Source organism: Enterococcus sp. DIV1328a, assembly GCF_050536905.1.
Taxonomy (GTDB): domain Bacteria; phylum Bacillota; class Bacilli; order Lactobacillales; family Enterococcaceae; genus Enterococcus; species Enterococcus faecalis.
The window spans coordinates 1711353-1730813 of record NZ_CP172912.1 but is presented as its reverse complement, the minus strand read 5'-3'; the positions used below and the strand labels follow the sequence as shown (position 1 = coordinate 1730813).

Here is a 19461-nt window from a genome sequence, read left to right as displayed (position 1 = left end):
GAATTGGCGACAGAAATACAGTAATTAAGTTTTAAAAGTAACAAAGTTTGTAAAAAAGTAGCGGAGGGATAGTTTGAATCGAGAAATATTTTTTGAATTAGTAGAATTAAAAGCAAAAACAGCGAGTGTTTTGCCATTTTTGTTAGGAATTTGTTTTAGTTGGTACCAATATGGGCGGCTCCATGTTGGTTATGTTTTAATTTTTTTCATTGCGATGTTTATTTTTAATATGGCGGTCGATATTTTAGATAATTATAATGATTACCATCATGCTACAGAAGTTCATGATTATAAGGAAAAAACGAATATTATCGGTCGAGAAAATTTATCTTTGCCATTAATACGCAAAATGATTTTTTGGATGATTCTCGTTTCTGCTTTAATGGGGATTGGGTTGTCATTTATTGTTGGCTGGCCGTTATTAATTATGGGTCTTTATTGTTACTTAATTGGTATTTTTTATTCATCAGGACCGAAACCTTTGTCCAGTCTACCATTAGGGGAAGTTTTCTCAGGATTTACAATGGGGTTCATGATTACCCTTATTTGTGTCTACATTAATACGTTTGAAGTTTTCAATTGGTCAGCAGCTAATTTATGGGGGATTTTCTTAGTCGCTTTACCTAATACTTGTTACATTGCTAACTTAATGTTAGCAAATAATATCTGTGACTTAGAGGAAGATGAAAATAACAAGAGATATACATTAGTTCATTATCTTGGCAAAGCAAGTTCTTTGAAATTATTCGTCGGATTAAATACAATAGCAATGTTAGCCATTTTGTTAGCTGTCGGTTTAGGATTAACCCCGCCAACAATGTTACTCATGCTTTTAACTTTACCTTTTGTACGGAAACAAACCCAAGCCTTACTGAAGGAACAAGTGAAGAGTAAAACATTTGTTTGTGCTGTGAAGATCTTAGCTGTGGGAGCAACTGCACAAGTGCTATTTTTTGCCATAGGTTTGTGGTGGCTGTAAATTTTTTATAGAGTGGAAGGGAATCAAAATGAATAAGAAACATGTTGTTATTTTAGGTGCTGGTTACGCAGGCTTAAAAACATTACGCGAATTACAAAAAGGCGCCAAAGACGTCGAAATTACTTTAGTGGATCGTAATAACTATCACTACGAAGCAACGGACTTGCATGAAGTTGCTGCTGGAACACAACCAGCTGAAAAAATCACATACAATATTATGGATGTTGTCGATGAAAAAATGACAACCTTTATCCAAGGAACAGTTAAAACAATTGATGCTGCAACACAAACAGTTGCTTTAGAAGATGGCCAAACAATCAATTATGATTACTTAGTTGTTTCTCTTGGGTTTGAATCAGAATCATTTGGTATCCCTGGTGTGCAAGAACATGCTCTACAAATGGTAGATGTGAAAACGGCTTTAAACGTGTATGAACATATCCAAGAACAAATGCGTCAATACAAAGCAACTCAAAACGAAGAATTCTTAAAAATTGTTGTCTGCGGAGCAGGCTTTACAGGGATTGAATTATTAGGTTCTCTTGTTGAAAATAAACCAAAATTTGCTGAAATCGCAGGTGTCTCAGCAGATCAAATCCAAATTTATTGTGTCGAAGCAGTTACTCGCCTATTGCCGATGTTTAACGAAAAACTTGCGAACTATGGTGTGCAATTATTAAAAGATTCAGCTATTCATTTATTATTAGGTAAACCGATTAAAGAAATCAAACCAGGCGCAGTTGTTTATCAAGATAACGAAGCAGGCGACTTGGCAGAACTTTCTGCTAAAACAATTATTTGGACAACGGGTGTTAGTGGAAGCCACGTTGTAGGCGATTCTGGCTTTGAAGCTCGTCGTGGTCGTGTCATGGTTCAACCAGATTTAACAGATGCGAACCATAGCAACGTCTATATTATTGGTGACTGCTCAGCAGTTATGGATACAGAAACTAATCGACCTTACCCAACGACAGCACAAATCGCCTTGAAGATGGGCGCTCATGCTGCTAAAAATATTCAAGCACAATTGAAAGGGGAAGCAACTAAACCTTTCAGCTTTAAATCACAAGGTTCTGTTTGTTCTGTCGGAAATACACGTGCTTTAGGAATTGTTGGTAAAACAGACATTAAAGGATACCCAGCTTCATTCATGAAAAAAATTATCATGAACAAAGCGCTCTTTGAAACAGGTGGTACCAAAGAAATGATGGCTAAAGGTCGTTTCGACTTATACCATTAAGAATCAGCAAAATAAGAAATAATGAGGTCGGGACAGAACCGTTTAGCTCCGAGAAATAAGAAGAAATTTCCGAAAATTGCTCTTTAATTTTTGGAGAATTTCGGCTTATTTCCGAAGGAGTTGGTTCTGTTCCCGCCGTTTATCAGTTTTTGAGCGTGGAGCAAAAATCCAAAGTGATTTTTGTCCCACGCTCATTTTTCTTAAATGAAAGTTTTAAAAAAATTTCCATGATTTTTCAAGTAAAATGAGGTGGGCACTTTTGTTCGATTCCATTTTTATGTATAATGAGAAGTGATGGAAAGAGGGAAGTTAAATGGCACAAAAAAGAGCAACAAATAAGAAAAAAAGTACGACAAAGAAAAAGACCAAAAAACAACAGCAACAACAAGAACGTTTAAATTATATGTTTCTTGGCCTGATTTTTATTTTATTCGGTGTCTTTGGACTCTTTCGCTTAGGGTTTTTAGGCACGTTATTAGCGAATTGTTTACGCTTAGTTGTAGGTAATACCTTTCCATTTGCAGCGATTTTACTAATCCTGTATGGCTTATTAGTCATGATTTATGGGAAAGATTTTCCGTTAAAAAGAGGGCGCCCTATTTTTGGGGCTGTTCTGATTTATATTAGTGTTTTGTTATTTTTCCATGCCTTTATGTTTCGAAATGTTAGTGGCAGTCAACCAGATATTTTAGGTAACACTTGGGAATTTTTACAAAGCGATCTAAAAGCTAACCAAGTGACGCAAAACGTAGGGGGCGGTATGATTGGCGCGCTGCTTTATCAAGGAACGTACTTTTTGGTGGCACAATTTGGTAGCTATTTAATTGCTACATTGCTATTGTTAGCGGGTATTTTCTTGATGAGTATGTGGGATTTTCAGCAAATCGTTGATCATTTCCAAAGTATTCAAGATCGCCTAAGTCATGTTTCGGCAAAATCACAGGCGCGACAAGAAGAAAAAGAGGCGAAGCGAGCAGCGAAGAAAGAAGCCAAAGCTGCAGAACGCCAAGCAAAAATTGAAGCCGCTGCCCAACAAAAATTACAAGAGCGGGAACGTATGGAACAAGCGGCAGCCGAGCGCTTAACAAAAACACCAGTTGAAACCCACCAACCAATGGTGGAAGAACCGGCCGCACCAACGCCTGTTCAAATTGATTCGTTTCAACAGCAAAATCAGGCGATGCCTGTACCACCAATCGCAGCAACAAAACCGCAACGAGAGCAGGAAGAAGAGGCGTCAGATGAAGCTGGTGTTCTCGAATTTGAAATTTCTGAAGAAGCGGAAGATCGTGATTATCAACTACCACCAACTGATTTGTTAGATACAATTCAAGCAACGGATCAAAGTGGTGAATATGAAAAAATCGAAAAAAATATTGGCGTCTTAGAACAAACCTTCAAGAGTTTTGGTGTTGATGCTAAAGTAGTCAAAGCTAGTTTAGGACCATCTGTCACAAAATTTGAAGTTCAACCCGCTGTGGGGGTAAAAGTTAGCAAAATTGTTAACTTGACGGATGACATTGCTTTAGCGCTTGCGGCCAAAGATGTTCGTATGGAGGCCCCGATTCCTGGGAAATCACTAATCGGGATTGAAGTTCCTAATAGTGCAATTAGTACAGTATCCTTTAGAGATATTGTTGAGGCACAACCAAGTCATCCAGATAAACTACTAGAAGTACCTTTAGGTCGAGATATTTCAGGGATGGTTCAAACTGCGGATCTATCAAAAATGCCGCATTTATTAATTGCAGGATCGACAGGGAGTGGGAAATCGGTTGCTATCAATGGCATCATCACAGGTATTTTGATGCAAGCGAAACCCCATGAAGTAAAATTAATGATGATTGACCCGAAAATGGTGGAATTGAATGTGTATAACGGGATTCCTCATTTATTAACGCCAGTGGTTACTAATCCGAGAAAAGCGGCACAAGCCCTGCAAAAAGTAGTTCAAGAAATGGAATTTCGTTATGAAAAATTTGCAGCAACAGGCGTCCGAAATATCACTGGTTACAATCAACTAATTCAACAGAAAAATGCGGAAGATGGCGAAAATCGTCCGATTCTGCCATTTATTGTTGTCATTGTTGATGAGTTAGCTGATTTAATGATGGTGGCAAGTAACGAAGTAGAAGATGCGATTATCCGCTTAGCCCAAATGGCACGGGCAGCGGGCATTCATATGATTTTAGCGACACAACGGCCAAGTGTGGATGTCATTACAGGAATCATCAAAGCAAATGTCCCTTCTCGAATGGCTTTTGCGGTCTCAAGTGGGACAGACTCGCGTACCATTATTGATACCAACGGGGCGGAGAAACTATTAGGTCGAGGCGATATGCTCTTCTTACCAATGGGAGAAAATAAACCAATTCGTATCCAAGGGGCCTTTATCTCTGATCAAGAAGTCGAACGAGTGGTTGCGTTTGTAACGGACCAACAAGAAGCTGAATATCAAGAAAGCATGATGCCAACGGATGAACCGACCACTTCAGGCGGTGGCGAAGCTCCTCAAGATGAGTTGTTTGAAGAAGCGAAAAACTTGGTAGTTGAAATGCAAACAGCTAGTATTTCATTGCTACAAAGACGTTTTAGAATTGGCTATAATCGTGCGGCTCGCTTAGTAGATGAATTGGAAGCACACGGAGTTATTGGACCATCAGAAGGTAGCAAACCAAGAAAAGTCTTTCTACAAGCGGAATCAGAAGAGGCAGCACCTGAAACACCAGAACAATAAACAAAAAGAACCAAAATAGATAAATTTATCTATTTTTGTTCTTTTTTTATAATTTCAGCAAAGCATCATGTTATAATCATCATTTTCTGGTAAAATAGAAAGGAATAGTGCGGTTGGGAGGGAGCGTATCATGAGAAGAAAGAGCGTGCTTTATTTAGAAGTAGCAGATCAGATTAAAGAAGATATTTTGAGTGGCAAGTATCCAGTAGGAACGTTTTTACCAACAGAAACAGAATTGGAAGAGATGTTTAACGTTAGTAAAATTACGATTCGGCGGGCAATCGAAATGTTAGCAACAGAAGAATTTGTTGAGAAAAAAAGTGGCCGAGGCACAACTGTGTTAAGCAATCGTCCCTATAATAAACTATCAAAAGCAGGGACATTCACTGAATTTTTGAATGAATCAGGTCAGAAAGTCACTAAAAAAGTTTTACAAGTTGAAAACTTGACGTTGTCAAAAGAGATGCCGGCTTATCAATTTTTAGGAGAAGAAGTGGTTCACCTTTCACGGTTATATCTAATCGATGAACAACCCTATATTTATTTTAATTACTATTTGCCAGCTGCCATGAAAGACGTATCATTGACTGAATACAAAGAAGAATCCTTGTATCGTTTGATGGATCGACATGCCATTGAAATTTATAAATTTGAAGACCGTTTTGAAGTTGCAACTTTGACAGAAGCAGAGCAAAAGATGTTGCAAACAACTGAAACAACGGGCTTAAAAAGAATTCGGCGTTCGTTAAGCCCAACAGGTCGTTGCGTAGAATATTCAGAAGCTATTTATAATACGAAGATTCATCCTTATGTGATTGAATATGAAGCATAACTTTTAAAAGAATAACAGTGCACTTACAGTAATGTAAGTTCATTGTTATTCTTTTCTATTGTCGTTTTTTTTCGTTTTCGATACACTAAATGAGTGAGAAGAATAGGAGTGGAAAATATGTTAGAAGTACAAAATTTGAAAAAAGTTTACGGAAACGAAATTAAATATGAAGCCTTAAAAGGGATTAATTTAACTGTCCAAGATGGTGAATTTATTGGTATTATGGGACCTTCTGGAAGTGGAAAAAGTACACTTTTAAATTTGTTGGCAACAATCGATAGTCCAACAGACGGTGAAATACTTTTAAATGGAAAAAATCCAAACAATTTGAATCAAGAACAAATTGCTAAATTCCGTCGTACAGAATTAGGATTTGTTTTTCAAAGCTTTAATTTAATGCCAACATTAACTGTTGAAGAAAATATTATTTTGCCATTGACGCTTGATGGAGAAAAAGTCTCTGTAATGAAACGACAATTAGCAGAATTAAGTGAGCGTTTAGGTATCAATCATCTGTTGAAAAAACGAATTGCAGAAATTTCTGGTGGACAAGCACAACGGGTCGCCGTTGCTCGGGCAATGATTCATCATCCACAATTATTATTGGCTGATGAACCAACAGGAAACTTAGATACGAAATCATCTAAGGATGTGATGGGCTTGTTACAACAATTAAACGAAGAAGAAGCGGCGACTATTTTAATGGTGACCCATGATCCGCTAGCCGCAAGTTATTGCAAGCGCATTGTCTTTATTAAAGATGGTGAATTAATTGATGAAATTATCCAAAACGGCAACCAAAAAGAATTCTACGATTTAATCATGGTGAAACTGGCTGAGATTGAAGGTGTCGATAATGAATTTTAATCAGTTTGTTATAAGAAACACGATTCGAAATAAGCATTTATACTTGGCTTATTTCCTAAGTACAATGTTTTCTGTGATGATCTTTTTTACGTTCACTGGTTTTGTCTTTCACCCAGCCTTAGCTAATGGTTTAAATCCTAAAGCACAAATGGGAATGACGGCTGCGGCAATTATAATCTATGGTTTCTCTTTCTTATTCGTTTTATACTCGATGGATGTCTTTATCCAATCTCGGAAAAAAGAGTTTGGAACCTTGATGATTCAAGGGATGAGTCCAAAACAGTTAAAGAAAATGATTTTTATTGAAAACTTAGTGATTGGTTTCTTTGCTACAATTTTTGGTAGCATTTTAGGTGTTGGATTTTCACAGTTTATTTTATGGATTAGCAATTTATTGATGCATCTAGGTTTAGGTTTTTATTTGCCAGTGATGCCGTTTATCATTACTGTCATTTCATTTGCGGTCTTGTTCTTAGTAATTTCTTTCTTTATTCAATTCCGCTTGCCAAAAGCGACACTTCAAGAGCTATTAAAAGCAGGGGAAATGGGTAAAGGTGAAATCAAAAGCTCTAAAGTTAAATCTTTCTTAGCCGTGTTGCTTTTAGTTGTCGGTTACGGAATTGCTTTAGTTGCTAAGGGACAGTTAGTTTTAATGGTGATGTTCCCAGTAATTTTCTTAGTTATTTTAGGGACAAAATTCTTATTTGACCAATTGAGTGTTTCTGTCATTGAACGTTTAAAACGGAAACCAAAAATCTTTTGGAAAAAAACCAATATGGTCGTTTTATCAGATTTAGCATTCCGCATGAAAGATAATGCACGTTCGTTCTTCTTGGTTTCGGTGATATCAACGGTTGCTTTTGCTGCCATTGGAACGTTATACGGCGTGAACGAGATGATTTTTAAAGGAATAAGTTCTGTACCGTACGAACTGACATTGTCTGATTCGACCAACCCAGAAAATCAAGAAATGAAACAATTTGCGACAAAAACATTCCAAGAAAAAAATATTCAGTTTGATCAGATTGATTACACAATGTACAAAACAAGTGCCGGTATCCAATTAATCAAAACATCTGAATATAATAAACTCGCAAAATTTATAGATGAACCAACTTTAACAGGTGAGAAAGTAGTTAATTTATCACAAAAAGATGCTCCTTCTGCTGCATCAGTAGATGTCAAATCTGTTCAATTGGGAAATGATCAAGTTTTAAACATTGATAAAACAGAAGAAACCAATGTATTACCGACTTTTGGCGGTGTGGTTGTTATCCCAGATAGTACCTCAACAGATGGAATCAAATCGGAAACAGAAACAATTTGGCAACCAAAAGAAGGCACAGATAAAGAAACCTTAATTGATGCTGAAAATATTATTGGTGACAAGTATCCCATGTTACTAGGAACCGCGGCTACAGTTGCAGGTATTACGCAATTTTATACGCCAGTTCTATTTGTCGGACTATTTATCGGTATCGTGTTCTTTGTTTCGGCGGGTAGTTTCTTATACTTCCGTTTATACAGTGATATGAATACGGATGTTGAAAAATTCAAGATGATTTACAAACTTGGCTTGACGAAAAAAGAATTGAAGAAAATGATTTACCAACAAGTAGGTATTTTATTCTTTACCCCAATTGTTGTTTCATTTATTCATGGAGCTGTTGCTTTGAAAGCAATGTATGCTGTCTTAGATCAGCCAATGCAATTAGCTGGCTGGGAAGTTTTAGGTGTTTTCTTATTGATTCAGGTCGTTTACTATTTAATTGCTAGAACGTTCTACTTCAAAAAAGTTTATCACTTAGTGAAAGATTAATTATAAAAAATCGTTAAGCATGCACGCTTAACGATTTTTTTTTGAGGCTCTTCGTGATATTGCATTCAAAGTGAGAATACGTTATAGTTATGAAGCTAATGTAATAGCAGAAATGAGGAAAAGAAATGCAGAAAGAATCCATTTATGGACTGACGAGAGAACAGCTTGTGGACTGGTTTTTAGCCCATGGCGAGAAGAAATTTCGCGCAACACAAGTGTGGGAATGGTTGTATACAAAACGTGTTGCTTCATTTAGTGAAATGTCGAACATTTCTAAATCGTTGATGACTTTATTAGAAGAAAATTTTTCATTAAATCCATTAAAACAAGTCATTGTGCAAGAAGCACAAGATGGTACCGTAAAATATTTATTTGAATTACCAGATAAAAATATGATTGAAACAGTCTTGATGCGTCAAGAATATGGATTATCTGTTTGTGTGACCACTCAAGTTGGTTGCAATATTGGGTGTACATTTTGTGCTAGTGGGCTATTAAAAAAACAAAGAGATTTAACTGCTGGCGAGATTGTAGCCCAAATTATGTGGGTGCAACATTATTTCGATGAACGTGGGTTGGATGAACGTGTTAGCCATGTCGTTGTGATGGGAATTGGTGAACCATTTGATAATTATGCCAATGTCATGAACTTTTTACGAACGATTAATGATGATAAAGGCTTGGCTATTGGTGCCCGTCATATTACAGTTTCAACAAGTGGTTTAGTGCCAAAAATTCGTGAATTTGCAGACAGTGGACTACAAGTAAACTTAGCAATCTCATTACATGCTCCTAACAACGAAGTCCGTACATCAATTATGCGGATTAATCGTAGTTTTCCAATTGAAAAATTAATGGCAGCAATTGATGAATACATTGAAAAAACCAACCGACGTGTTACATTTGAATATATTATGTTGAGTCAAGTGAACGACCGACCAGAACATGCTCAACAATTAGCAGATTTATTACGGAATAAGAAAAAACTTTCTTATGTTAATCTGATTCCGTATAACCCAGTGAGTGAACACGATCAATATAGCAGAAGCTCTAAAGAAGCGGTTTTAAAATTTTATGATGTACTCAAAAAGAATGGCATCAATTGTGTTATTCGTAAAGAACACGGAACAGATATTGATGCGGCTTGCGGACAATTACGCAGTAAACAAATGAAAAAAGAAAAAGTCAAAAACCAATAACATAGTTAAAATCGGATCAGAAAGGTTTCTTTTTGATTCGATTTTTCGTTTATTTAATAAAAAATCGTCGGTTTTTCAATTCTTGTTTATAAACAAAAGATGAATGCTCTAAAACTTTTATGACAAATTTTCTTTTTGTGGTTTTCAAACTTGAAATTCTAAAAGAAATAGCTATACTGAAAAGAGATCGTCACAGAATTTTTCATGAAAACAGCTATTATTTTCGTTATCTTTTCAAGAAAGTGAAATTTTGTTACGCTTTTTTAGTTTAAATGAAATGAGGGAGTCTATGGAGAAAAAGCAATTAAAAAGAGAGATAACAACGTTTGGTGCGTTATCCACGGTAATGGGTACGGTGATTGGCGCTGGTGTTTTCTTTAAAGCTGCGAGTGTCGTTGGACACGCACAGTCAGCTAGTTTAGCTATCTTTGCTTGGGTGTTAGGTGGTGCCTTAACCATTTGTGCAGGATTAACCAGCGCCGAACTTGCTACAGCAATCCCTGAAACAGGTGGCGCAGTGAAGTATATTGAATATACATATGGTAAATTAGCTGGTTTTCTTTTAGGGTGGGCACAAAGTATCATTTATTATCCTGCCAACATTTCGGCGTTATCCATTATTTTTAGTACACAACTAATCAATTTGTTTCATTTATCGGCAAATTTATTGATTCCAATTGCCATTCTTGCGGGAACCAGTATCACCGTAATTAATTTATTAGGAACAAAAATTGCTTCTTTGGTCCAATCAACGACATTGGTAGTAAAACTGATTCCAATTGCCTTGATTTCTTTAGTGGGGTTATTTACTCCAGGACAAGTAGCTGTTTCGCTTTTTCCCATTGAAACAACAGCGAATACTGGCTTTTTAGTTGCTTTTAGTGGCGCCTTAGTTGCCACCATGTTTGCTTATGATGGCTGGCTAGGTGTGGGTAACGTGGCTGGTGAAATGAAGCGACCAGAAAGAGACTTGCCTAAAGCCATTATTTTTGGTTTGTTATTGATTACTTTAATTTATGCTTTAATTAATTTTGTATTTCTAAAAACATTACCAATTGAGCAAATCGCTGGGAATTTGAATGCAGCTTCGGATGCTTCTGTGGCTATTTTTGGACCAATTGGCGGCAAAATCGTAACTATTGGGATTTTAATCTCTGTATATGGTGCGTTAAACGGCTACACAATGACAGGGATTCGGATTCCTTATGCCTTAGCCTTAGATAATCTGATGCCTTTTAGTCGTCAGTTTCAAAAGTTGTCTAAACGCTTTGTTGTTCCTTACGTTGCTGGAATTTTCCAGTTAGCTGTAGCCATTATCATGATGTTTTTCGGGACCTTCGATTTATTGACGGATATGTTAGTTTTTGTTATGTGGTTGTTTAATCTATTAATTTTCTTAGCCGTTTTTATTTTAAGAAAACGAGAACCTGAATTAAAACGACCGTATAAGGTTCCTGGCTATCCAATTATTCCAATTATCGCAAGTCTAGGTGGTATCTTCATCTTGGTTACAACGAGTATTACACAGCCTATTCTAGCATTGATTGGTATAGGAATTACGCTTCTAGGAATTCCAGTTTATTTAGTTAATAAACAAAAAACGAAGCCAAAAACGTAAACGATCCAATCGAATTATCATAGTTTTTCTCAAAAATTTTGTGATTCAGAGAAATTTTTGAAAACTAAACGCAAGATTTTTTTAGTATAATACTAAGTGTCTAGGAGTTCCACTATTTTGGGGAAGATAGATGGACAGCGCAAACTTCAAAAAAAGAACCTTCATCTTACTGGTGAAGGTTCTTTTTTTTGCTGAAATCATAAAATAAATGCGTAGTTTATTAGTGAGAGGAGGAAATGAATGACTGAAAATGTAAAAAAATTAGCTCATCAATTAATTGAATGGGGCGTCCTTCATGGGGCGCAAGACGTTTATTTTTTACCCAATGATACCGAAATAGCTATCTCTTTTCGGACAGGGATGCAACGGACACTTTACACACAAGTTTCCGCAGAAATAGGCGAAAAGTTAATTTTCCACTTTAAATTTATCGGTGGTATGGATGTCGGAGAAAGACGAAAAGCGCAATTAGGCGCGACAACTTATCTAATTGGCGAGACGAAGCAACGCTTGCGTTTATCATCTGTGGGAGATTTTCAGAATCGAGAGAGCTTGGTAATTCGTTTTTTGCACCGATTTGGTGAACAAGCTGAACATTTTTTCTTTCCCCACCAGCTAAATGAAATTGAAGCATCTTGTCAGAAACGAGGACTTTATTTATTCAGTGGGCCAGTTGGTTCTGGGAAAACAACAACCATGTATCGTGTGGCTAAACAAAGAAGTGGCGAACAACAAGTGATAGCGATTGAGGATCCTGTTGAAATTGAGGAAAAGCAGTTTTTACAGTTGCAAACAAATGAAAAAATTCAGTTAACTTATGAAGCCTTAATCAAAGTTTGCTTGCGCCATCATCCTGATATTTTGATTATTGGTGAAATTCGTGATGGCGAGACGGCTCAAGCAGTTATTCGAGCCGCCTTAACGGGTCATACTATTTTTGCGACAATTCACGCCCGTAACTTATTGGGGGTGCAACGGCGTTTGATAGAATTAGGTGGCCCAGAGCATGAATTGGCTGAATGCTTGCAAGGTATCATTTATCAACAGATTTTGACAACCACGATTAATAAGGAACAAGTAGCGGGAATTCTTTATGATTATTTCTTCTTTAAGGAAGCCGTTATAAAGAGTAGTTGGCAAAAGAATCTAAGAAAGGCGTGGGCGTATGGGTTTATTACAGAAAAAACGTATTTTCAAGCCATCGAATAAATTAACGAAAAAACAACAGCAGCTTTTTCTGAAACTATTAGCGGATTTACTTGCAAATGGTTTTAATATACAAGAAAGTTTTTCCTTCATGAAAAAATCAAACGCATTACCTCAGCACAGTATAACTTTTTTAGTTGAAGGCTTTTCCTCAGGCATTGCCTTACAAGCTTTAGTCGAAGAATTAGGATTTTCAACAATGGTCTCGGCACAATTGTCGTTTGCTACCGCACACGGGGATTTGGTAGGGACACTACAAGCGATTTCCGAACATTTTTTTCAAACGGAAAAATATCGGCAACAGTTCTATAAAATAATTAGTTATCCGCTGCTCCTGATTGTTTTTTTGATTCTCGTCATTGTTGGTATTCGGCAATTTTTATTGCCCCAATTAATGGAAAATGATGCCAATAGTTATTCTAAAAATATTGGGATTCTTCTGATTGTTTACAGTCCATACATTCTGGTTACCTTAGTTTTTGTCCTCTCATTTAGTTTCTTCATTTTAAATCGTTATTTGAAGCATCAGTCTGCTATTCAGCGGGCCTTCGTATATCTGAAACTGCCCATTATCCGTGGCCTTTATCGGGAATACGTCAGTGCTTTTTTTGCACTAGAATGGGGGAAGTTGCTTGCGCAAGGATTAGAAATGAAAGAGGTCATCGATTTGATGCGCCATACAACCAATTACCCCTTAATGAAAGAATTAGCTGGAGCGATTAGTGAAGGACTGCTAGTTGGTGAAACCTTACATAGACAATTAGCTGCTTATCCTTTTTTTACAAAAGCATTGGGTTTAATGATTCAACAAGGAGAAGTAAAAGGAAAATTAGGCAAGGAGTTGATGGTTTATAGTAATGTCTGTTTCCAAGGTTTTTTCAAAAAAATTGAACGAGTCATTACTCTCGTTCAACCACTTATTTTTATCATAATTGCTTGTTTAATTATCGGTGTTTATGGGGCAATGTTGCTGCCTATTTATGGCAATATGGAAGGAGTTTTATAATGAAAAAGAAACAAAAATACGCGGGGTTTACATTATTAGAAATGTTGATTGTCTTATTGATTATTTCCGTATTGATTTTACTTTTTGTCCCTAACTTAGCGAAACATAAAGAAACAGTTGACAAAAAAGGCAATGAAGCAATCGTAAAAATTGTAGAATCACAAATCGAGCTCTACACACTAGAAAAAAATAAGACGCCTTCCTTAAATGAATTAGTCAACGAAGGCTACATTACTAAAGAGCAGTTAGATAAATATACAGCAGAAAAGCAATGAACAAGTCAGCAGGATTCACATTAATGGAAACACTTGCTAGTTTAACGATTGTTTGCTTTATGACTATGCTCCCAACACTCGCTATTCACCGCTGGCAAGAAACATTAAAAATTGAACAGTTTCTTGCTACGGTAGAAAAACAACTTCGTTTTGCGCAACAGCAAGCAATTGTTTTAGAGGAAACACAAGAAGTTTGGTTTTTTGAAGAACAACAAAGCTTTTCATTTCCTGATAAATTGAACCAATCAGCTCGAAGGACTTTACTAGCTGTACCTGAAAAAATGACAGTGAGTGGCCCAAGCAAACTCAGTTTTCTTCATTCGTCAGGGAACAATGGCCGTTTAGTGAAATATATTTTTACTTGGACTGAAAAGAAACAGCAACTTATTTTACAATTTCAGATGGGGAGTGGTAGAGTGCTTATATATCAATGGTTTTGAATGTTTTTACCACAGTTTTACCACAAATCACAAGTTCTCAATAAGTTTATCCATCATATCAGCTGTTTCTTTTTCTTCTTCTTTTAATACATCGCTATAAACATCCAAAGTTATATTAATATTCTTGTGTCCCAACCTGGTTGAAACATATTTAATGTTTGCTCCTGCTTCAATTAGAAACGTTGCATGTGTATGTCTTAGCCCGTGCACGGTTATGTTTTGAACTTCTGCCTTTTCACATAACAGGCGAAATATATACGTAATTCTTGATTGTTTGATAGGTAAATTTCGAGAACTTAAAATAAAATAGTCCTTTTCTCTTAAAATTATACCTTCTCTAAGAAGCCGTTCTTTCTCGTGATTTTTGTATTTTTTTATTAAAGTGAGTAATGAGTTGTCAAAATAAACTTTACGAATACTGGTTTTTGTTTTAGGTTTGTTTTCACCGTAATCACCACGTGTAGAATTGATATCGAAATATTTTTCGTTTAAATCAATATCATTCCAACGAAGCCCCATCAATTCACCTTTTCTCATTCCAGATTTTAGCAGAGTCAAAAATATAACTTGTGTTTGAATATCTTCGTTTTCTAAAACCGCCACAAATCGCTGTAATTCCTTTTTAGAGAACGAACGAACATTATTACTTAAATCAAATTTAAAGCCTGTTAGCGTGTTGCTAGGGATGATTTGATTGTGTACTGCAGCGTTAATCATCCTCATTACAATTTTATGCCAAGTTTGGATGGTAGATTCTGTATATTTGTTTTTTTGTCTTAATTTATCAATAAATTCTCGTTTATAGGTAATCTTATTTAAAGAAGATAGTTTTTGATTTCCAATTAATGGTGATATGTGAAATTTGATAGCAGATTCAATGTTTTGTTTAGTTGAAACACTCCAATTGTCTTGGGCGTAAGGTATCCATACATCGATCCATTCATCTATGGTGAGTTGTTTATTTTCGATGAAGGAAGTGTTTTGTGTTTCTAAAGCATATTGGATTTTTAGCAATGCTTTATTCGCTGCTCTTTCGCTTTCAAATCCACGTTTGCTAGCTTCTTTTCGGTGTTTTAGAGAGTTGTAATAAGGATAGCGATATCCCCAAAAAGTTCCTTTTTTATTTGAGTAAGAAAAAACATATTTGTATTTTTTGGACCAATTTAGTTTCGCCATATTTTCACGTCCTTTTCTTTGTGGTAAAATAGGCGTAACAAAATAAGCCTATTTTGTTTCTATTTTTAACGCACTAACTTCTTGGTCGGAGAGGGTGCGTTATTTTTTTATTTCCTCTTTTAGTTGTTCAATCGTAGTTTCTAATTGATCAATTTTATTAATTAGTATTTCAATTTTATCATTTGATTCTTCATCTTTATTATTACTTTTATTAAAATATTCTGTAATAGTTGAAGTAAGCATACCAATAAATCCAATTCCTAAAATCATTAAAATGATTGCTGCAACTCTACCTAATGGCGTAGCTGGTGAAATATCGCCATAACCAACAGTAGTTGTTGTCACTAAAGCCCACCAAAATGCATCAATATACGGGACATTTTCTGCATATGAGTAAATCATTGCTGAAATAACAATAAGAACTGAGCTTAAATAAATCACGTTTAAAAATCCATTCGTATTTAAAAATGATTTAGTGTTTCTTGTTAATTTGCCAACCACACCTATCGCTCTTGTTAGCTTTGCAAGTCTAGCTATTTTAGCTATTCGAAATAACCTAGCGATTCTAAAGAAAGAAAAAATAGCATCAAAAGGAATTATTGCAATCAGATCAAAAATATTTTCTTTAAAAAATTTGATTTTATTTTTTGAAATAATGAATCTAACAATGTAGTCAATTGTAAATGTGATTAAGATAAAATTATCAATAATGTTAAATGGTGGATCACTAATATTAATAACATTTGAAAAATCAAAAATAACTAAAGCAATTGAAATTAATGCTAAGACAACAACAGAGTAATTATAGATTTTTTGATTTATCTTCAATGAAATTCTCTCACTCTCTAAATACCAAGCTTTTTTTAATTTAAATAAGTTTCCTGTCCCATCTTTAAATTGTAATGAGTAATCACATTAGAATAATTAAATTGCCCGTCATGTTTTTCAATAAGACATTTAAACATATGATAATCTGCCTCAGCTTCCATCTTATTTCTAAAAGAAGGAATTTTATATAACTCAATATAATCCGAATGGGAGACAACATGTTTGAACTCATGGAATATAGACTCTTCTTGTTCTTCGATAGATAAATTTTGATTTACGAAAATTATTCTTTTGACTGGCTCGTAACATGCGCGCTTATTTATTGGAGCGAAAACTAACTCTACTTCATATTCTTCCACCAACTCTTTGATACTTTTCATATAGCACACCTTTAAATTATTTTCCGAATCTCCCTTTCAAATAAGCACGAATAACTTCCCGATCATGATCATCCAAAGGCTCACCATCGAAACTCATCACATTGTCTAATACTTCATCTAAATCATCAGATGGTTTAGCACCAGCTTGGTTTGGATTTTCAGTACGACCTAATAAATAATCAACAGAAACATTAAAATAATTGGCTACAGCTTCAAGTTTATCCGAAGAAGGTGTTCGCTTATTCCATTGATAAATAGTATTTCGTCCAATATTTATTTCTTCTTCAAGCTGATAAATAGACACATCTCTATCTTTTGCTAGTTTTTTTATACGTTCCAAGAGGTTCATATGAATGCATTCTCCTTCTAGTTACGTGTTATTTACAAAAAAAGTTAGTAAAAACATTTGACATTTACAATATTTGTTAGTAATATAATCACGTAAGCTAATTTATTAGCTAATAAGTTCTCAAATAAAACCTACAAATAAAACTTAAAAATCGTTGGGGAACGGTAAAAGTATTGATTTAGAAGGCTTTTAAAGTCTTATTTAGCTATGGGTTCATTTTACAATATGTGTTAGAAAGTGTCAACGGATTTTATTAAATTAGCTAATTTTTTAGCTTACAATTTAAAAATAAAAGGGAGTGAGTAATAAATATGTCACAAGACTTAGCGATTGATGTTAGAGCAGCTCTAATTCGTGCAGGGAAAAACCAATCTTGGTTAGCAAAACAACTAGGGATTTCAAGTCCGTACTTATCAGATATACTTCATGGCCGCAGACGTTCAGAAGAGCAAGTTCAGAAAATCAAAAAAATCTTAAATATCAAGTGAGGTGATTAGAATGGAAAATTTTCTAGATTCATCTTCAAAAAACTTTCTATACAACATTATAGAAAAGATTCTAAGAAAAATGTTTGAGCAAGTAATAGATGAAGCTAGCCAAGGATTAAATGAACGTGCCGAGTATTTAGACATCAAACAATTATCGTCAAGGTATTCAATGTCTGTTCCCGAAGTTGAACAAAATTTTGTAAAAGATAAACGTATGCAAATGATCGAGAAAAGAAAGCCTGGTACTAGCAAGGGAAAAAGATATTGGCCTGCTAAAGAAGCTATAAAAATTTGTAATGACATCATGAATCATTGGGATTAAAGGAAAGAGCGATACAGAAACAATTTAAGGAGGAAAAAATGGACAACTTAGTAATTATGAAAAACCAACAAGCAGTAACAACTAGTTTACAAGTTGCTGAAGTATTTGAAAAACAACATAAGCATGTTATTGAAGCAATAGAGGCTAAAATTCAATCGGCCGAAAATTCGGCTTATTACCAAAACATGTTTGCTGAAGGAGAATACAAAGATTCAAGAGGTAGAAAACAAAGATTGTACTACATGAATCGAGATGGCTTTTCTTTCATTGCATTTGGATTCACTGGAAAAAAAGCAGATTCATTCAAACTGAAATACATTGAAGCTTTTAACCAAATGGAGGAATTGCTTAAAACTCAATCAAACTTACCGATTAATAACACAGAATTGTTATTAGAAGCTGCGTTAAAACATGAACGTGGATTGACTCTTGTAAATCAACGTTTAGATAAGCTAGAAACAGAAACTACAATTAATAGAAGCCAACAACGAAAGATACAAGGGCTAGTTTCATCAACCGTTATCAAAGTATTAGGTGGCAAAAAAACATTGGCTTATCAGGATTCAAGTATTAAGCAATCAGCCTTTAGTAATTGCTATAAACAATTGAAAGCATTATTCGATGTAGCCTCTTATGTAGACATTCCAAAAGTTCGATATGAAGAAGCTTTAGCTCTAATTCCTAGATGGAAGCCTAACTTAGAATTACAAGCAAGAATTGATAAGGCTAATGGTAATGGAGATATGCTTAAAGAAATAGGCTAGTAATGATAAAAGGATAAGCCTTAACTTATCCCCAGTTAAAAGTAGTGTCAACAATAATAGCTTTTTGATCCATATCACTTTTGATAGATTCAATAATTTCTAAAACAGAAGATTTATAGTAATAAGTCTTACTTGATGCGATTACTTCATTTTCTTCGGTTTTAATTACAAAATAGTATTTTTTATTAGAAGCTTTCTTTATTACAAAAAACATTTTGACACCCCACTTTCAACTGAATTATATCAAAAAAACTATAGGAGGGTAAATATGAAAGCAATACGTGAATCACGATTGATAGGCGCATTTTTATTGATGATTGCGCTAGGTGTGTTATTGAAAATCCACTTTTCAGTTCCAGTGTTGGCAACAATAAGTGTACCTTTTTTTATCCGTTGGTTTTTCAACTGGGATGAAGCGGAGTATCAGCATTTTCAAAAAAGACAAAATAAAAAGCCCCAATCGTCTGCCAACGATTAGGACACATACAAAATGAACTAAGGAGAGTATACCAAAATGAACGATAAAATTCAAAAATTGATTAAAAAACTAGCAAAAGAATGCCAGAAAGAAGATGTAGCTTTATCTTTGGCAGCTATCGATTTAGAAGGAGAGATGGCAATATCTCAAGTTGGAAAAGGCACGATAGTAGCCATTGCTGCACATAGCCAATATACACTAACAAAAGAAAAACTGGAACAATCAGATTGTGATTGTCCAAAACATCGTTTATTAAAAGAGATGTACGGTATTGAAACAGAAACTACGACTAAAAATACACATACTTTTGTCACAGATGATCCAAACGATTTGATGGATATATTATCGAAGATTTTTCGAGGTGAGTTGAAATGACTAGAAAAGAAAAGTTAAACAAAGCAAAAAGATTAGCTGATTTATGGTACAAACAACAAAAAAGTCAACTATACATTGCGCAA

The 19461-nt window shown here is 35.1% G+C and carries 22 protein-coding genes; 17 read left to right on the top strand and 5 right to left on the bottom strand.

What is annotated here, in order from left to right; translation table 11 throughout:
- Positions 1 to 73: 73 nt before the first annotated feature.
- From IGL93_RS08445 to comGD, 12 genes are all read left to right on the top strand, one after another.
- On the top strand, positions 74 to 979 hold the full coding sequence (locus IGL93_RS08445; protein WP_002360016.1) for a prenyltransferase: 906 nt from the start codon (positions 74 to 76) through the stop codon (positions 977 to 979).
- 28 nt (positions 980 to 1007) lie between these two features.
- Positions 1008 to 2219, top strand: a complete 1212-nt coding sequence (locus tag IGL93_RS08440; protein ID WP_002360017.1) for an NAD(P)/FAD-dependent oxidoreductase — start codon at positions 1008 to 1010, stop codon at positions 2217 to 2219.
- A gap of 313 nt (positions 2220 to 2532) precedes the next feature.
- On the top strand, positions 2533 to 4956 hold the full coding sequence (locus IGL93_RS08435; RefSeq protein WP_002366902.1) for a DNA translocase FtsK: 2424 nt from the start codon (positions 2533 to 2535) through the stop codon (positions 4954 to 4956).
- Between the two features lie 130 nt (positions 4957 to 5086).
- A complete protein-coding gene (locus IGL93_RS08430; RefSeq protein ID WP_002356983.1) occupies positions 5087 to 5788 on the top strand; it encodes a GntR family transcriptional regulator in 702 nt (233 codons plus the stop codon).
- Positions 5789 to 5905: 117 nt separating this feature from the next.
- Complete coding sequence (locus tag IGL93_RS08425) at positions 5906 to 6655, top strand: ABC transporter ATP-binding protein (RefSeq protein WP_002384339.1); 750 nt, start codon at positions 5906 to 5908, stop codon at positions 6653 to 6655.
- A complete protein-coding gene (locus tag IGL93_RS08420; protein WP_010775955.1) occupies positions 6645 to 8474 on the top strand; it encodes an ABC transporter permease in 1830 nt (609 codons plus the stop codon). Before IGL93_RS08425 ends, IGL93_RS08420 begins: the two co-directional genes overlap by 11 nt.
- 125 nt (positions 8475 to 8599) lie before the next feature.
- A complete protein-coding gene (gene rlmN / locus IGL93_RS08415) occupies positions 8600 to 9673 on the top strand; it encodes a 23S rRNA (adenine(2503)-C(2))-methyltransferase RlmN (protein WP_002356987.1) in 1074 nt (357 codons plus the stop codon).
- A gap of 289 nt (positions 9674 to 9962) precedes the next feature.
- Positions 9963 to 11291 carry an APC family permease gene (locus IGL93_RS08410; RefSeq protein ID WP_002396609.1) on the top strand — a complete coding sequence of 443 codons (1329 nt, stop codon included), beginning with the start codon at positions 9963 to 9965 and terminating at the stop codon, positions 11289 to 11291.
- A 240-nt stretch (positions 11292 to 11531) separates the two neighbouring features.
- Complete coding sequence (gene comGA, locus IGL93_RS08405) at positions 11532 to 12500, top strand: competence type IV pilus ATPase ComGA (protein WP_002364362.1); 969 nt, start codon at positions 11532 to 11534, stop codon at positions 12498 to 12500.
- Positions 12457 to 13503, top strand: coding sequence for a competence type IV pilus assembly protein ComGB (comGB, locus tag IGL93_RS08400; protein ID WP_002356990.1), 1047 nt, complete (start codon positions 12457 to 12459; stop codon positions 13501 to 13503). Before comGA ends, comGB begins: the two co-directional genes overlap by 44 nt.
- The gene (gene comGC / locus IGL93_RS08395) at positions 13503 to 13778 is read left to right on the top strand and encodes a competence type IV pilus major pilin ComGC (RefSeq protein WP_002356991.1); all 276 of its coding nucleotides are present in this window, start codon (positions 13503 to 13505) and stop codon (positions 13776 to 13778) included. Before comGB ends, comGC begins: the two co-directional genes overlap by 1 nt.
- Positions 13775 to 14218 carry a competence type IV pilus minor pilin ComGD gene (comGD, locus tag IGL93_RS08390; RefSeq protein ID WP_075578573.1) on the top strand — a complete coding sequence of 148 codons (444 nt, stop codon included), beginning with the start codon at positions 13775 to 13777 and terminating at the stop codon, positions 14216 to 14218. Before comGC ends, comGD begins: the two co-directional genes overlap by 4 nt.
- 27 nt (positions 14219 to 14245) lie before the next feature.
- On the opposite strand, the gene IGL93_RS08385 is transcribed toward comGD, so the two are convergent.
- The 4 genes from IGL93_RS08385 to IGL93_RS08370 form a co-directional block, all read right to left on the bottom strand.
- Positions 14246 to 15394 carry a tyrosine-type recombinase/integrase gene (locus tag IGL93_RS08385; protein ID WP_002381716.1) on the bottom strand — a complete coding sequence of 383 codons (1149 nt, stop codon included), beginning with the start codon at positions 15392 to 15394 and terminating at the stop codon, positions 14246 to 14248.
- A gap of 99 nt (positions 15395 to 15493) precedes the next feature.
- Positions 15494 to 16222, bottom strand: a complete 729-nt coding sequence (locus IGL93_RS08380; protein ID WP_002392356.1) for an ion transporter — start codon at positions 16220 to 16222, stop codon at positions 15494 to 15496.
- 35 nt (positions 16223 to 16257) lie between these two features.
- Complete coding sequence (locus IGL93_RS08375) at positions 16258 to 16602, bottom strand: ImmA/IrrE family metallo-endopeptidase (RefSeq protein WP_002378467.1); 345 nt, start codon at positions 16600 to 16602, stop codon at positions 16258 to 16260.
- A gap of 16 nt (positions 16603 to 16618) precedes the next feature.
- Complete coding sequence (locus IGL93_RS08370) at positions 16619 to 16951, bottom strand: helix-turn-helix domain-containing protein (protein ID WP_002364355.1); 333 nt, start codon at positions 16949 to 16951, stop codon at positions 16619 to 16621.
- A gap of 311 nt (positions 16952 to 17262) precedes the next feature.
- Here IGL93_RS08370 and IGL93_RS08365 point away from each other — a divergent pair, with 311 nt between their 5' ends.
- Genes IGL93_RS08365 through IGL93_RS08355 form a run of 3 tightly spaced genes read left to right on the top strand, consistent with a single transcriptional unit; the run spans position 17263 to position 18525 of the window.
- Complete coding sequence (locus IGL93_RS08365) at positions 17263 to 17439, top strand: helix-turn-helix domain-containing protein (protein WP_002364354.1); 177 nt, start codon at positions 17263 to 17265, stop codon at positions 17437 to 17439.
- A gap of 10 nt (positions 17440 to 17449) precedes the next feature.
- Positions 17450 to 17761 (top strand): hypothetical protein, encoded by a 312-nt coding sequence (locus tag IGL93_RS08360; protein WP_002381719.1) that lies wholly within the window; start codon positions 17450 to 17452, stop codon positions 17759 to 17761.
- Positions 17762 to 17799: 38 nt separating this feature from the next.
- On the top strand, positions 17800 to 18525 hold the full coding sequence (locus IGL93_RS08355; protein WP_002381720.1) for a Rha family transcriptional regulator: 726 nt from the start codon (positions 17800 to 17802) through the stop codon (positions 18523 to 18525).
- 25 nt (positions 18526 to 18550) lie between these two features.
- Here IGL93_RS08355 and IGL93_RS08350 read toward each other — a convergent pair whose 3' ends face one another.
- Positions 18551 to 18739 (bottom strand): YegP family protein, encoded by a 189-nt coding sequence (locus IGL93_RS08350; RefSeq protein WP_002357001.1) that lies wholly within the window; start codon positions 18737 to 18739, stop codon positions 18551 to 18553.
- Between the two features lie 54 nt (positions 18740 to 18793).
- Here IGL93_RS08350 and IGL93_RS08345 point away from each other — a divergent pair, with 54 nt between their 5' ends.
- Positions 18794 to 19003, top strand: coding sequence for a hypothetical protein (locus IGL93_RS08345; RefSeq protein WP_002381721.1), 210 nt, complete (start codon positions 18794 to 18796; stop codon positions 19001 to 19003).
- Between the two features lie 36 nt (positions 19004 to 19039).
- Positions 19040 to 19378, top strand: coding sequence for a hypothetical protein (locus IGL93_RS08340; RefSeq protein WP_129193386.1), 339 nt, complete (start codon positions 19040 to 19042; stop codon positions 19376 to 19378).
- Positions 19379 to 19461 lie beyond the last annotated feature (83 nt).